The 14,160-nt window shown below is 69.4% G+C and carries 14 protein-coding genes; 8 read left to right on the top strand and 6 right to left on the bottom strand.

What is annotated here, in order from left to right; all coding sequences use genetic code 11:
- Positions 1 to 4: 4 nt before the first annotated feature.
- From JOF29_RS08355 to rsgA, 3 genes are read left to right on the top strand one after another with little or no spacing between them, the layout of a single operon-like run.
- Positions 5 to 1,156 (top strand): hypothetical protein, encoded by a 1,152-nt coding sequence (locus JOF29_RS08355; RefSeq protein ID WP_209693646.1) that lies wholly within the window; start codon positions 5 to 7, stop codon positions 1,154 to 1,156.
- 40 nt (positions 1,157 to 1,196) lie between these two features.
- Entirely contained in the window at positions 1,197 to 2,468 is a 1,272-nt protein-coding gene (gene aroA / locus JOF29_RS08350) for a 3-phosphoshikimate 1-carboxyvinyltransferase (protein WP_209693645.1), read from the top strand.
- Complete coding sequence (gene rsgA / locus JOF29_RS08345) at positions 2,468 to 3,511, top strand: ribosome small subunit-dependent GTPase A (protein ID WP_209693644.1); 1,044 nt, start codon at positions 2,468 to 2,470, stop codon at positions 3,509 to 3,511. Before aroA ends, rsgA begins: the two co-directional genes overlap by 1 nt.
- A 40-nt stretch (positions 3,512 to 3,551) precedes the next feature.
- On the opposite strand, the gene JOF29_RS08340 is transcribed toward rsgA, so the two are convergent.
- The gene (locus JOF29_RS08340; RefSeq protein ID WP_209693643.1) at positions 3,552 to 4,046 is read right to left on the bottom strand and encodes a DUF2231 domain-containing protein; all 495 of its coding nucleotides are present in this window, start codon (positions 4,044 to 4,046) and stop codon (positions 3,552 to 3,554) included.
- Positions 4,047 to 4,180: 134 nt separating this feature from the next.
- Between JOF29_RS08340 and hisN the strand changes: the two genes are divergently transcribed.
- A complete protein-coding gene (gene hisN, locus JOF29_RS08335; protein ID WP_209693642.1) occupies positions 4,181 to 4,960 on the top strand; it encodes a histidinol-phosphatase in 780 nt (259 codons plus the stop codon).
- Here hisN and JOF29_RS08330 read toward each other — a convergent pair.
- The gene (locus JOF29_RS08330) at positions 4,944 to 6,104 is read right to left on the bottom strand and encodes an RNA polymerase sigma factor (RefSeq protein WP_307863210.1); all 1,161 of its coding nucleotides are present in this window, start codon (positions 6,102 to 6,104) and stop codon (positions 4,944 to 4,946) included. The genes hisN and JOF29_RS08330 overlap by 17 nt on opposite strands.
- A 23-nt stretch (positions 6,105 to 6,127) precedes the next feature.
- On the bottom strand, positions 6,128 to 6,475 hold the full coding sequence (locus JOF29_RS08325; RefSeq protein ID WP_307863209.1) for a YciI family protein: 348 nt from the start codon (positions 6,473 to 6,475) through the stop codon (positions 6,128 to 6,130).
- 117 nt (positions 6,476 to 6,592) lie between these two features.
- Here JOF29_RS08325 and JOF29_RS08320 point away from each other — a divergent pair, with 117 nt between their 5' ends.
- Positions 6,593 to 7,876: a M16 family metallopeptidase gene (locus JOF29_RS08320; protein WP_209693641.1), complete on the top strand. Its 1,284-nt coding sequence runs from the start codon at positions 6,593 to 6,595 to the stop codon at positions 7,874 to 7,876.
- Entirely contained in the window at positions 7,873 to 9,219 is a 1,347-nt protein-coding gene (locus JOF29_RS08315; protein WP_209693640.1) for a M16 family metallopeptidase, read from the top strand. The genes JOF29_RS08320 and JOF29_RS08315 overlap by 4 nt, the downstream gene beginning before the upstream one ends.
- Positions 9,220 to 9,258: 39 nt before the next feature.
- On the opposite strand, the gene JOF29_RS08310 is transcribed toward JOF29_RS08315, so the two are convergent.
- The 3 genes from JOF29_RS08310 to JOF29_RS45210 form a co-directional block, all read right to left on the bottom strand.
- On the bottom strand, positions 9,259 to 9,684 hold the full coding sequence (locus JOF29_RS08310) for a CBS domain-containing protein (RefSeq protein ID WP_209693639.1): 426 nt from the start codon (positions 9,682 to 9,684) through the stop codon (positions 9,259 to 9,261).
- Between the two features lie 401 nt (positions 9,685 to 10,085).
- Positions 10,086 to 10,730: a response regulator gene (locus JOF29_RS08305; protein WP_209693638.1), complete on the bottom strand. Its 645-nt coding sequence runs from the start codon at positions 10,728 to 10,730 to the stop codon at positions 10,086 to 10,088.
- 7 nt (positions 10,731 to 10,737) lie between these two features.
- Positions 10,738 to 12,027 (bottom strand): sensor histidine kinase, encoded by a 1,290-nt coding sequence (locus JOF29_RS45210; RefSeq protein WP_209693637.1) that lies wholly within the window; start codon positions 12,025 to 12,027, stop codon positions 10,738 to 10,740.
- 149 nt (positions 12,028 to 12,176) lie between these two features.
- Between JOF29_RS45210 and JOF29_RS08295 the strand changes: the two genes are divergently transcribed.
- Both JOF29_RS08295 and JOF29_RS08290 read left to right on the top strand, forming a co-directional pair.
- Positions 12,177 to 13,388, top strand: a complete 1,212-nt coding sequence (locus JOF29_RS08295; protein ID WP_209693636.1) for an MFS transporter — start codon at positions 12,177 to 12,179, stop codon at positions 13,386 to 13,388.
- The gene (locus JOF29_RS08290; protein ID WP_209693635.1) at positions 13,385 to 14,035 is read left to right on the top strand and encodes a hypothetical protein; all 651 of its coding nucleotides are present in this window, start codon (positions 13,385 to 13,387) and stop codon (positions 14,033 to 14,035) included. Before JOF29_RS08295 ends, JOF29_RS08290 begins: the two co-directional genes overlap by 4 nt.
- Positions 14,036 to 14,160 lie beyond the last annotated feature (125 nt).

The raw sequence follows: 14,160 nt of genomic DNA, 5'->3' as shown, positions 1-14,160 counted from the left end.
ATCGGTGCCCACGTACAGCGACGACGGCCAGTGGTGGTGGGACGGCCGCTCCTGGCAGCCGATCTCGACTCTCCCGCCCCAGCAAGCACCCCAGCAGGCGCCGTACCCGCCTGCTCAGCAGGCGCCGTACCCTCCGCCGCAGCAGCCGGGCAATCCGAAGCCGCCGCGTAAACGGCGCGGTGTGATCTGGGCAGTCGTCGCGGCGGTCCTGCTGGTGATCGCCGTACCGGCCGGCATCTTCGGCTGGCGTGCGCTGTCCAAGAAGGACGACGGTACGGCCGGCGCGCCGCACGGCAAGACGATCGAGCCCGGTCAGCCCGTGACCGCCCAGGCATTGAGTGAGGTCGATCCTGCGACGTTCTTCGAGGGTATGGCCAGCAGACAGATGACCCAGCCGCTCGGACGGCTCAAGGTGTCGTACTTCGAGAGCCAGCAGAAGTTCCTGGCCCGGAGCGACTCGTGGACGATCACCGACTCGGTCATCGATCACAAGACGGACAAGTTCTACTTCGCCACGACGTCCCGCGCCAATGCCAACGACAACGAACCGACCAGCGCCATCTGCAAGGGCGGGAAGAGCTACAGCTGGAACCACATCCTCAAGACGTGGCAGGTCGTCCCGTTCGACAGCCCGGAGTGCTCCAAGAAGCAGTCCTTCAACACCGGCGACAGCCTGTTCTCGAGCGGCCTGACCCCGGGCCAGGCCGGCACGGTGCTGGCGAAGCTGCGGAGCTACTCCGGGTACGTGAATCCCGCGAAGCCAACCCTGCTCTCGGCCGGCGGCCGGACCTACGTGCGGCAGGTCGTCGACTTCAAGCCTGTCGTCCTGACCGACGCCGGCTACGGCGGTACGGCGATCTCGATGTGGGCGTTCCGGGACGCCGGACTCGACCCGGTGACGTGGCCGTGGTCGAACCCCTACCCGCTCGGCGTCGGCATCCACGCCGTCTACTACCTGGACGCCAAGACCCTGCTGCCGGTCGCGACGTTCGAGAAGGGCATCGGCGCACCGGCCTACAGCGGCGGCGCGGCGATCCCGGCCCCCGGTATCCAGGTGATCAACTACTCGTTCCCGAAGACCTTGCCGGCCCCGGTGCTGAACAACTCCCCGCAGTACCTGTCGCTGCTGCTGCCGCAGGGCTGGAAGGTGCAATAGCGATAGGCTCAGGCTCGAGATGACGAGCCTAGGGAGTGGCATGAGCGAAGATCAGGGCTGGCCGGCACCGCTGGCTGACGGAGCTGTCAACGGACGGGTCACCGTGCCCGGGTCGAAGTCGATCAGCAACCGTGCCCTCGTCCTCGCCGCCCTCGCCGACGGTCCGTCGCAGCTCACCGGGCTGCTGGCGGCCCGTGACACCGGGCTGATGAGGTCCGCGCTGGTCGCGCTCGGAGTAGGCATCACCGAGAGCGGTACGACGGTGACCGTGACCCCAGGCTCACTCAAAGGCCCGGCGAATGTCGACTGCGGTCTGGCCGGCACCGTGATGCGGTTCGTCCCGCCGGTCGCCGCGCTCGCGGACGGCGTGGTCGCGTTCGACGGCGACGAGTACGCGCGCGAGCGGCCGATGGACGTCATCCTCGGCGCCCTGCGCACCCTCGGCGTACAGATCGACGACGCCGGCACCGGGCGGATGCCGTACTCCGTGTCCGGCACCGGCTCGGTCCGCGGCGGCAAGGTGACGCTGGACGCGTCCGGGTCGAGCCAGTTCGTGTCCGCGCTGCTGCTGGCCGGCGCGCGGTACGACGAGGGCGTCGACATCCGGCACGACGGCAAGCCGGTGCCGTCGCAGCCGCACCTGGACATGTCGGTGGCGATGCTGCGCGAACGCGGCGTCCACGTCGACGACGCCGAGCCGAACCGCTGGGTCGTTGCCCCGGGCACCGTTCGGGCGCTGGACACCGCGATCGAGCCGGACCTGTCGAACGCGGCGCCGTTCCTGGCCGCGGCCGTCATCACCGGCGGCTCCGTCACGGTGACCGGATGGCCCGCGGAGACCACGCAGCCGGGTGGTCAGCTGCCTGAGATCTTCACCCGGTTCGGTGCCGAGGTGACGCTCGGGGCGGACGGGCTGACGGTTCGCGGGACCGGGCGGGTGCAGGCGTGCGACCTCGACCTCAGCCAGGTGGGTGAGCTGTCGCCGGTGATCGCCGCGGTCGCCGCCTTCGCCGACGGGCCGTCGTACCTGCGCGGCATCGCGCACCTGCGCAACCACGAGACCGACCGGCTGGCCGGGCTCGAGGCCGAGTTCAACGCGCTCGGCGGCGACGTGACGCAGCTCGAGGACGGGCTGGCGATCCGCCCGAAGCCCTTGCACGGCGGGCTTTTCCACACCTACGACGACCACCGGATGGCCCACGCCGCCGCGGTCCTCGGCCTGCTCGTCGACGACCTGCGCATCGAGAACATCGGCACCACCGCGAAGACCCTGCCCGAGTTCCCCGACATGTGGTCGGGGCTCGTGGCCTGATGTCCCGGTACGACGAGGAGGCCAGGTACGACCGGCCCAAGCGCCGGACCCGGCCGCGGACCAAGGACCGCCCGTCGTACGACGACGCCGTGATCGGTTTCGTGTTCACCCGCGACCGCGGGCGCTACGCCTGCTGGGTCGACGACCCGGACGGCGGTCGCGAGGTGACCGCGATGAAGGCCCGTCAGCTCGGCCGCACCGGGGTGATCGTCGGCGACCGGGTCAAGCTCGACGGCAACGCGACCGGCGACGAGGGCTCGCTTGCCCGGATCGTCGAGGTGCTTCCCCGGACGACGCTGCTGCGCCGCTCGGCCGACGACGACGACCCGGTCGAGCGCCCCCTGGTGGCGAACGCCGACCAGCTGGTGATCGTCGTCGCGGTCGCGAACCCGGAGCCCCGGACCGGCCTCATCGACCGCTTCCTGGTCGCGGCGTACGACGCCCGCATGCGGCCGCTGCTCTGCCTCACCAAGACCGACCTCGCCGACCCGGACCCGCTGCTGTCGATCTACCGCCCGCTCGGCGTCGAGTCGGTGGCCACCCAGCAGGGCGGCGACCTGGCCGAGCTCCGCGAGCAGCTGCACGACCGGACGAGCGTGCTGGTCGGCCACTCCGGCGTCGGCAAGTCCACGCTGGTGAACGGCATCATCCCCGGCGCCGGCCGGGCGATCGGCGTCGTCAACGAGGTCACCGGCCGCGGGCGGCACACGTCGACGAACACCGTCGTACTGCGGCTCCCGGACGGCGGCTGGATGATCGACACCCCCGGGATCCGCTCGTTCGGGCTGGCGCACGTCGACGCCGACAAGCTGATCGACGCGTTCCCCGACCTGGCGGACCTCACCGCGGACTGCCCCCGCGGCTGTACGCACGCGACCGACGCACCCGACTGCGCCCTGGACGTAGCGGTCGCCGAAGGTCGCGTGGACGCCGCCCGGGTGGCGTCGTTCCGCCGTCTGCTGGCCTCCCGCGAAGGCCGAACCGAACCTGCCGCACTGACCAACCCCTCCCGCGACGGCACCGAGCCGCCCCCGCAGGCGTAACGCCGCGAAGCCGGCAGCGTTGGTCAGTGCCGGGGGTCCGCTACTTCTTGGGCAGCGAGCCGCCCCAGACCGCTCGCGCGCCGGCGTCGCCGGTGCGGATCGTCTGGTAGATCACCACGACGGCCATCACGACGACGGCCGCGGTCACGACCAGCTCGAGCGGTCGGCTGTTGATTGCCCTCGCACCCGTTCCACCCGTCGGTACGCGCGGACCGCTCAGCAGCAGGAACGCAGCGGCCACGAGGACGGCGAACGCCAGGACGAGCCAAAGCAGCAGGTTCCCGCGCGAGCGATGCAGCTCGACCAGTTGCCGCAACTGCGGCAGTGCCGCCACGAACGCGTCGCCGCTCTTCTTCGCCACGAACGCGCACACCAGCGCGCCGACGCCGAACACCAGCGCCGGCCAGCGCAGGAACCACCGCCATTTCGGCACCGCGGCGAAGGCGATCGCGGTGAGGGCGCTCACCGGCAGCACCACCACGGCAAGATGGATCACCAGTACGTGGAGCGGCAGGTCCCCGAAGCGCTCGAACATTGACGCCTCCCGGCAGTCGTAACGACGTGGTCAGACTCTCATGGCACGTTCGACGATCCGATTTGGTTCAATCCGGCCACAACTCGTACCGGGCTCGTGGCGCGCTCAGGGACGGTTCAGGCTAGCCTTCCGGCATGCCTTCGCACACGGATGACCTGCGGCTCGCCCACATCCTGGCCGACGACGCGGACTCGACCACGATGGACCGCTACAAGGCGCTCGACCTGCACGTGGCCACCAAGCCCGACCTCACTCCGGTGAGCGAGTCGGACAAGAAGGTCGAGGACGTGATGCGTAAGACGCTCTCCCGGGCCCGCCCGCGGGACGCGTTCGTGGGCGAGGAGGACGGTACGTCGGGCTGGGGCATCCGGCGCTGGGTGGTGGACCCGATCGACGGCACGAAGAACTACATCCGCGGCGTCCCGGTCTGGGCGACGCTGATCAGCCTGATGATCGAGGACCAGGTCGTCGTCGGCGTGGTGTCGGCGCCCGCGCTCGGGAAGCGCTGGTGGGCGTCGTACGGCGACGGAGCCTGGACCGGCCGCGCGCTGCACTCGTCGCAGCCGTGCCGGGTCAGCGACGTGAGCAGGATCGAGGACGCGTCGCTGTCGTACGCGTCGCTCAAGGGCTGGGAGAAGATCGGCAAGAAGAACCAGTGGGCCGAGCTGATGGACTCGGTCTGGCGGACCCGGGCGTACGGCGACTTCTGGTCGTACATGCTGGTCGCCGAGGGCGCCGTGGACATCGCGGCCGAGCCGGAGCTGGAGCTGTACGACATGGCCGCGCTCGCGATCATCGTCGAGGAGGCCGGCGGCAAGTTCACGTCGGTCGACGGTACGCCAGGCCCGAACGGCCCGAACGCGGTAGGCACCAACGGCCGGCTGCACGACGACGTACTCAAACGTCTCGAGTAAGCCGCCCCTGGAGGAACCCGACCTCCACCGGATCGGTGGTGAAGGCAAGCGCTTCTTCGTAGGCCGCCCGCGCCTCCTCGGTCCGCCCGAGCCGTCTGAGCAGCTCCGCCCGGGTCGAGTACAAGTACGAGTACGTCGCCAACGCCGGGTCGTCGGGCAACTGCTGCAGTCCCGCCGCAGGCCCCTCCACATAGCTGACGGCCACGGCCCGGTTCAGCCCGACCACCGGCGACGGCCACCGAGCGAACAACAACTCGTACAGTCCCAGGATCTCGGACCAGTCGGTGGCCTCCCAGCATCCGGCCTCCGCATGCACCGCGGCGATCGCCGCCATCAACCCGAACCGCCCGCCCTCCCGGACGGCTTCGGGCACCAACTCCAACCCCTCGGCGATCAGCCCCCGATCCCACAGGCGCCGATCCTGGTCCTCCATCAGCACCAGTTGTCCCGCGCCATCGACCCGCGCCGCCTGTCGCGCCTCGGTCAGCAGCAACAACCCCAGCAACCCGGCCGCCTCAGCACTCGCCGGCAGCAACAACCGAACCATCCGGGCAAGGTCGATCCCCCACTGATTGCCGGCCGTGTAGACGAGGTGGACCACGTCGAGGACTGCTTCGATGCGCTCCGGCAGCTCCGGGACGTGTGGGATCCGGTACGCGATGCCGGTGCGGGAGATCTTGTGCTTGGCCCGGGTGATGCGGGCCTGCATGGTGGCTTCCTTCACCAGGAAGGCCTTGGCGATCTCGGCCGAGGAAAGGCCGCAGACCAGGCGCAGTGTGAGCGCGATCTGAGCTTCCTGCGACAGCGCAGGATGGCAGCACGTGAAGACCAGCCGCAGACGGTCGTCGGGAAAGGTCTGGTCGGCCGGGTCCTCGTCGGGCACGAGCAGCGGGAGCTTGCGACGAGCGACATCCGCCCGCCGCCGGTGCTCCAACGCCCGTCTGGTCGCGACCGTCGTCAGCCAAGCACCCGGGCGTCGCGGCACACCCTGCTCGCGCCAGTGCACCAGCGCCTTCGCGTACGCGTCCTGGACGCAGTCCTCGGCCAGGTCGAGATCCGCCGCAACCCGCGCGGTCGCGGCGAGCACAGCGGCCCACTCGCTCACATGGGCCGCCGCCACCGCCTCCGCAACCAGATCAGCCACAGCAGCCGCCGGACGAGCAGACCTCAGTCACCGTTGACCAGCGGGCGGACCTCGACGCCGCCCATCGGGGACGGGACCTGCTTGGCGATCGCGAGCGCCTCGTCCAGGTCTGCGGCCTCGATCAGGTAGTAGCCGCCCATCACCTCACGCGTCTCCGCGAACACCCCGTCGGTGACGACGTACCCGCCGTTGCCGTCCGTGCGGATCGACGTCGCCGTGGTGCTCTCGTCGAGCTGCCCGGCGTCGCGGATCGCCGCACCGTTGGCTTCCACGAACGCCCGGTGGTTCTTGTCGTTCTGCGCCATCACCGATCCGTCGTCAGCGGCCCACTTCGCCTCGTCGTCGTAGATCATCACCAGGTACTTGCCCACTGCGGGTCACCCTCTCTCGTCGTACTCCGGTTCCAGCATTCACCATCCCGATGCGCGACCCGTCCCGGGATCGACAACCACGGCAAGGAAGTTTCGCGACCACGTATGGTGGCCGGTATGCCCTTGGACTACCCCATCGCGGAGCAGACGCTGGACAACGGCCTGCGGGTCGTCGTCAGCTCGGACCGTGCCGTCCCGATCGTCGCCGTCAACCTCTGGTACGACGTGGGTTCGCGCCATGAACCGCCGGGCCTGACCGGGTTCGCGCACCTCTTCGAGCACCTGATGTTCCAGGGGTCCCGCAACGTCGCCTCCGGTCAGCACTTCAGCCTGCTGGAGACGGCCGGCGCGAGCCTGAACGCGAGCACGTTCTTCGACCGCACCAACTACTTCGAGTCGCTGCCCAGCGGCGGCCTGGACCTCGCGCTCTGGCTCGAGGCGGACCGGATGGGCTACCTGCTCGACGCGGTCAACCAGGAGAACCTGGACAACCAGCGCGACGTGGTCAAGGAGGAGAAGCGGCAGAGCTACGACAACCGCCCGTACGGCGACTCGTACGAGCGGCTCGTGAAGCTCGCCTTCCCCGAGGGCCACCCGTACGCGCACATGACGATCGGCTCGATGGCCGACCTCGATGCCGCGTCGGTGGAGGACGTGCACGCGTTCTTCCGCAAGTACTACGGGCCGAACAACGCGGTCCTGACGATCGTCGGCGACGTCTCCGAGGCGGACGCGTTCGACGCCGCCAAGCGGTACTTCGGGCACCTGCCGGCGATCCCGGCACCGCCGCCCGCCCCGGACGGGACGATCGGGCCGATGACCGGCGTACAGCGCGACGACGTGACGTCCGACGTACCGTCCGACCTGGTCACGATGATGTTCCGGCTCCCGGTGGACGGTACGCCGGAACTCGACGCGGCCGGGCTCGCGCTCGACATCCTCGCGGCCGGGCAGAGCGGCCGGCTGAACCGGCGGCTGGTCCGCGACGAGCAGATCGCGCAGTCGGTGTCCGGTGGCGCGCTGCCGCTGATCGGCGGGGTGTCGTTCGGGACGCTGACCGGGATCGCGTCGGACGGCGTCGACCTGCAGAAGGTCGAGGACGCGCTGCTCGAGGAGATCGAGAAGCTCGCGACCGACGGTGTCACGTCCGAAGAACTGGCGACCGTCCAGGCACAGGCCGAGCGCGACTGGCTGGAGCAGCTGGCGACCTGCGCCGGGCGTGCGGACGAGATCTCGCACTACGCGCTCCTGTTCGGCGACGCGAACCGGATCAACACCCGGATCGACCAGGTCCAGGCCGTCACGGTCGACCAGGTGCAGGCAGCCGCGCAGAAGTGGGTCCGCGCGGCGGGCCGCGTCCAGGTGACCTACCGCCGCAGCGGAACGGGAGAGCAGGCATGAACCAGGTTCTGACCACCCCACCGGCCGTCGGTGCGCCGCGGCCGTGGAAGTTCCCGGACGCCGTGACGACACAGATCGGCGTCGGTACGCCGGTGCACGTGTTCGACCGCCCGGGGCAGTACGTCGCCACCGTGCGGGTGACGATCGCGATGCCGCTGATCGCCGAGCCGCGGGACCTCGAGGGTGTCGCGACGATCATGTCGCGGACCCTCGACGAGGGCACCGAGCTGCATTCGGCCAACGAGTTCGCGGCCGCCCTCGAGCGGCACGGCGCGGCGTACGGCGTGGACGTCAGCTCGGACGCGTTGCATGTGGAGATCTCGGTGCCGGTGTCGCACCTGGCGCCGGCGGTCGAGCTGCTGGCCGAGGCGATCACCCGGCCCGCGTTCAACCGGGCCGACGTCGGGCGGCACGTGACGATCCGGCTCGGTGAGATCAACCAGGAGCGGGCGAACGCCGGGTACCGGGCGCGCGAGGCGTTCGCGGCGCACCTGTTCGACGCGTCGACGCGGCGGTCCCGGCCGACCGCGGGGACGCCGGACACGATCCGGCCGCTGACCCACGTCGAGGTCGCCGAGTTCTACCGGAACAACATCGGTCCGGAGCGGGCGCAGATCCTGTTCGCCGGGGACGCGACCGGTGTGGATGTTGCCGGAATCATCGACGGCGCGTTCGGCCACTGGACGTCGTCGGCCGGTACGGCGCTGGAGACCCCGGAGCCGATCTACCTCACCGGGAACCGGATCGTCCTGGTAGACCGGCCGGGCTCCGTGCAGAGCCAGCTGCTGATCGGCTGCGCCGGACCTGACCGCCGGGACCCGGCCTGGGGCGCTGCCGCGGTCGCGAACCACGTGGTCGGCGGGACGATCACCTCCCGCGTGGACACGGTGCTGCGCGAGGAGAAGGGCTACACGTACGGCACGCGCACCAGCTTCTCGGCACCGCGCAAGGGCGGCACGTTCAGCCTCGGCGGCGCCGTACGGACCGAGGTCACCGGCGCCGCCATCACCGACGCGCTACGGATCCTGCGGGAGGCCCGCGACGGCCTCACCGAGCAGGAGGTCCAGGAGGCGAAGGACAGCCTGATCCGGACCGCGCCGCTGCGCTACGAGCAGGCCGACTCGGTGGCGCAACAGGTCGGCAGCAACATCGCGAACGGCGTACCGATCGACTTCGCCGACACGTACCTGACCAACATCGCCGCCACCACCGCGGCGGAGGCAACCGAGGCCTACCGCCGGTACGTCGGGACCGACGGTCTGCTCGTGGTCGTGGTCGGAGAAGCCAAGGACGTGCGTCCTCAGCTCGAGGGCCTCGATCTCGGCGAGCTCATCGACCTGTAGCCGGGTGCTGCCCCCGATCCGGTCGGGGGCAGCACCCGGTCAGCTGGTGATGTAGTTGGAGAGCTGCTCCCTCTCGAACTCGAGCTCGCCGATCCGGGACTTCACCACGTCGCCGATGCTGACCAGGCCGGCCAGGTTGCCGTCGACAACGACCGGGACGTGCCGGATCCGGCGGTCGGTCATCATCCGCATCAGGTTGTCGATCAGGTCGTCCGGCGTACAGGTGTGCACCTCGGACGTCATGATCGCGCTGACCCGGACGTCGCCGGCTTCCGGCGTACCGTTCCAGAGCCGCACGATGTCGCGCTCCGACACGATCCCGGACACCGTCGATCCGTCCGCGCTCACCACCACCGCGCCGATGTTGTGTTCGGCCAGCAGGGCGAGCAGCTCGGTGACAGTGGCTTCTGGGGAGATGGTGACGACCTGGTTGCCCTTGCCGCGCAGTACGTCGTTGATCTTCACGGAGCCTCCTGCAGATCGAGGACCAATACCCCACGGTAACGGCAATCCCGTGATCACCCCCAGTGACAACGACGGACAACCGCGGCCGCCGGGGGCGTTTAGGTGTTTGAACGCTCAAAGGTATGGCACCGCGAGCCATCGCTACTTACAGTGATTACATGCCGAGTGCGAGGGGGGATCGTGCTCGGCACGAAGTAACAAAACAGCGGACCGGTCGTGCGGGCGGTGAGGAGGGGGGACCTCCCGCACGACCGGTTCAGCTCTTCGCCTTCAGCTCTTCGTCTTCAGCTCTTCGTTTCAGCTGTTCAGCTCTCGTCCTCGACTCTTCGTTTCAGCTCTTCGTTTTCAGCTCTTCAGCTCTCGTCTTCAACTCTTCGTCTCAACTCTTCGTCTTCAGCTCTTCAGCTCTCGTCGCGGAGCAGGTCTATGGCTGCCTGGCGGTCCTTGACCCGGAGTTTGCGCAGTACGGAGGAGATGTGTACGCGAATCGTGGTCGGCGAGAGGAACAGCCGCTTGGCGACCTCGTCGGTGGTCAGGCCGTCGCCGAGCAGGCCCATCACCTCCCACTCGCGGGACGTGAGCAGCGCCGCCTTCGACCGCCGGGCCGGGCGCCGGCGGCCCGGCTCCCGGAACTCGTCCAGGATCCGCGCGACCAGCGACCGCGGGATCGCGGCCTCGCCCGACAGCACACCGCGCAGTGCCTCCGGCAACCGCCTTGGATCGGTGTCCTTGAGCAGGTAGCCGGACGCCCCGGCGCGCAGCGAGTCGAACAGGTCGTTGTCGTCGCGGGACACGGTCAGCATCACGATCGCGATGTCCGGCAGCAGCCGGGAGATCTCCGCGGCGGCACGGATCCCGCCGCCGGGCATGTGGATGTCGAGCAGTACCACGTCCGGCCGGTGTTCCTCGGTGAGCCGAACCGCCTGCGGACCGGTGGCCGCCTCGGCGCAGACCTCGAAACCGCCTGCCTCCAGAGCCTGCCGGATGTGCGCCCTGAGCTGCGGATGGTCGTCCGCGATCACCACCCGGCGCGGTTCCGCTGTCACCAATTCGTCACCACCTGACCACCACCGTCGTCCCCTCGGCCGGTCGCGTCGTCAGTACGAAGGTACCGGGCAGCGCCTCCGCGCGCTCGCGCATGCTGATCAGCCCGAACCCGGTGTGCCGCTGCTCCGGGTCGAACCCGGGCCCGTCGTCGATGATCCGCAGCCGGCTCCCGTCGCCGTCCCGGCTCAGCTGGATTCGTACCCGGTCCGCTTTCCCATGCCGTACCGCGTTCAGTACCGCCTCGCGCGCGATCCGTACCAGCGCGTGCCGCTGCGGCCGGTCGACCACGATCGACTCGTCCACCTCGAGGTCGAGCGTCACGCCGTACCGCTGGGCCAACTGCTCGACCGCCCGGCGCAGCACGGTCCCGAGCGGCTCGTCGTCCGCCCGGCCGAGTGCTTCGAGCATCTGCCGCGCCTCGTCCAGCGCCCGGTCGCTGGCGGCGAGGATCAGGTTGCCGCGCGGGCCGTCGAACGTGGCGATCTCGGAACGGATGTAGCCGAGCTCCTGCAGTACGCCGTCGTGCATCTCGCGGGCGAGCCGCCGACGGTCTTCGACGACAGCGATCTCCGCCTGCAGCGCCCAGTGCCTGCTGATCTCGCGGCCGGCAGCGATGAGCAGGAGGAGGTAGGACACGGTCCTTAGTACGTCGCCGGAGTACAACCAGTCAGGGCTGTCCGGTGGGAACAGGAGGTAGTTCAAGCGTGCGAACGCGCCTACTGCACAAGCAGGACCCAGCCACCGCAGGAGCACGTCGTCACGGCTACGGGCCTGCAACGTGAACGCCACTGCGGCTACCACGAAGAAGGCGAGTGTCAGGATCTGTGGGACCAGCAGCTCGCCGGCTGTCACAGCGTCCGGCAGTGATCCCCTCCGCCAGTACAGCAACGCGCTGAGCAGGAGCATGCCGGCGACAGCTGGTGCCAGCGCCCAGTGCCGCCAGCCACTACCCCAGGCCTGCCTGGCCGGCGCCAGGGCGGATGCAGCGATCAGCAACGTCCCTACGATCCGCAGGGTCGGCGGGAGCCAGCTGCCGAACGCGCCGACCTCGCCCTTGACGAGGGTGACGCTGAGCAGTGCGTTCGCCGTACCGAGAACGACCAGTCCTTGAAGCAGGAGGAGGTCCTGCCAGGTGGTGCTACGCCGGAAGCGCCCGTAAACCAAGAACGCCAGCAGCAGGGCCACGCAGGCGTTGACGGTCTCGAGCACGAGGTGCGCAGCGGGACTCTGGTACCCGAGCTTTCCCTCGGCGAGTGCGACCACGGCCAGGCATACGACAACCGCTACGAGCGCCACGCTCCCCCGTGCCGCCCACGCTGCCCCCACCACCCGCTGCCGCCTCACAATCACCGACCGTACGCCTCCTTGTCTGCTGGTGGGTTAATCGGAGGAGCGCCGGTACCGCGGTCCGATAGGCTCCCCAGGTTTGGCGAGAGGGGTGTGGGGTGGGGTTCCGGCAGGATCTGGCCGTACTGCGGCATCGCGACGTGCGGGTCTTCGTGTCCGCGCGCTTCATCTCGATCCTCGGGTCGTCGATCGCCCCGGTGGCGCTGGTGTTCGCCGTACTCGACGTCTCGGACTCGGCGAGCGCGGTCGGGACGGTCCTCGCCGCGCGCAGCATCCCGAACATCGTGTTCCTGCTGCTCGGCGGCGTGATCGCGGACCGGTTGCCGCGGCACCTGGTCCTGGTCACCGCGAACACGATCAGCGGCCTCACTCAAGGCCTCGCCGCAGCGCTCGTCCTCAGCGGGCACGCGACGATCTGGCAACTCGCGACGATCGAGGCCGTGAACGGGATCGCGTCCGCGTTCGTGATGCCGGCGATGACCGGGATCCTGCCGTCGATCGTGGACCGCGCCGAACTCCCACAGGCGAACGCGATCTCCGGGTTCGCCCGCTCGTCCGCGATGATCGGCGGCGGCGCGGTGGCCGGCGTGATCGTCGGCCTCACCGGCCCCGGGATCGGCCTCGCGGTCGACGGGGCGACGTTCCTGGTCGGTGCGCTGCTGCTGTCCCGGTTGACGATCCCGCGGATCGAACGGGCGGCCAGTTCCGTGCTGACCGATCTGCGCGAGGGCTGGCACGAGTTCGTGTCCCGGCAGTGGGTGTGGGTGATCGTACTCGCGTTCGCCCTGCTCAACCTCATCTACACGGCCTGCTACCAGGTCCTCGGCCCGGTGATCGCGGACCGCACCTTCGGCCGGGCCGGCTGGGGTGTGGTCAGCGCGTGCTTCGGCGCCGGACTCGTTGCCGGCGGCATCGTCATGCTCCGGCTCAAGCCGCGGCGACCGCTGCGCATCGGGATGATCGGCATGCTGCTCACCATCCCGGTCATGCTCTGCCTGGCGCTGGTACCGCACCTCTGGGCGATGGCGATCGCGGCGTTCGTCCTCGGCGTCGGCTTCGACATCTTCGGTATCAGCTGGGAGACTGCACTCGGCCAGCACGTACCGATCGACAAGCTGTCCCGCGTCTCGTCGTACGACATGCTCGGCTCGTTCATCGCCGGCCCGGTCGGCCAACTCACCGTCGGGTACGTCGCGGTGGCGATCAGCGCGAAGGCCGTCGAACTGTACGGCGCCGCCCTGTTCGTACTGATCACCGTCATCACGCTGATCGTCCCGTCGGTCTGGAACCTGCGTAGGGTGGACGCGTGAGCTCAATCGTTCCGGGACCGAAGAAGAAGCTCGAGGAAGAAATCACCGCGGCCCGCTCCGGCGCCAAGCCGCTGGACGCGAGCGCCCTCAGCCCGTCAGCACCCCGTCAGGAACAGCTGACCGGGCTCGACGACTTCCCGGAGTCCCTCCGCACGGCGATCGAAGCAGAACACACCCGCCTCACCGCCCTGGAAACCAACCGCCGCAAAACCGCCGACCGCGCCGTCCCCGCCGTCGTCGAGTCCCTGGACGCCCTGCTCACGCAGATCACCGACCACCTGGGCAAGCCCCGCCTCTTCGGCAAACCCACAGCGGTGTCCGAGCCCACCGCGGAAGCCACAGAACTCCTCGGCATCCCGTCCGGCGACCTCGACACCTCCCCCGGCCGCGCCGAACACCGCACCGCCCTCCGCACCCTCAAACAACTCCGCGCCCAACTCAAAGACCTCGAAACCACCCCCGACCACGACCGCCTCACCCGCCTCTCCACCCTCACCATCCGCCTCTCCGTAGCCCTCGAAGCCACCCCCGACTCAGCCACCCTCATCCCCCTGGCCCTAACCCGCTTCACCCAAGCAATCCCCGATCCCCAATGGACCCAGACCTTCCCCGAAAAACTCGCCACCTGGAAACAAGCCCTCACCTAAACGCCACCTCCCCGCGGCGACTCCCTCTCGCGGCCCCCGACGGTGTGCGCGTGAGGCCCTGACACGGCTGAGGCCGGCCGCGCCAGGTGCTGGGGTGTGTGGATAGCGGTCACCGCTTCGCGGTG

Source organism: Kribbella aluminosa (genome assembly GCF_017876295.1).
GTDB lineage: Bacteria > Actinomycetota > Actinomycetes > Propionibacteriales > Kribbellaceae > Kribbella > Kribbella aluminosa.
This window is presented reverse-complemented; position numbering and strand designations above follow the sequence as displayed.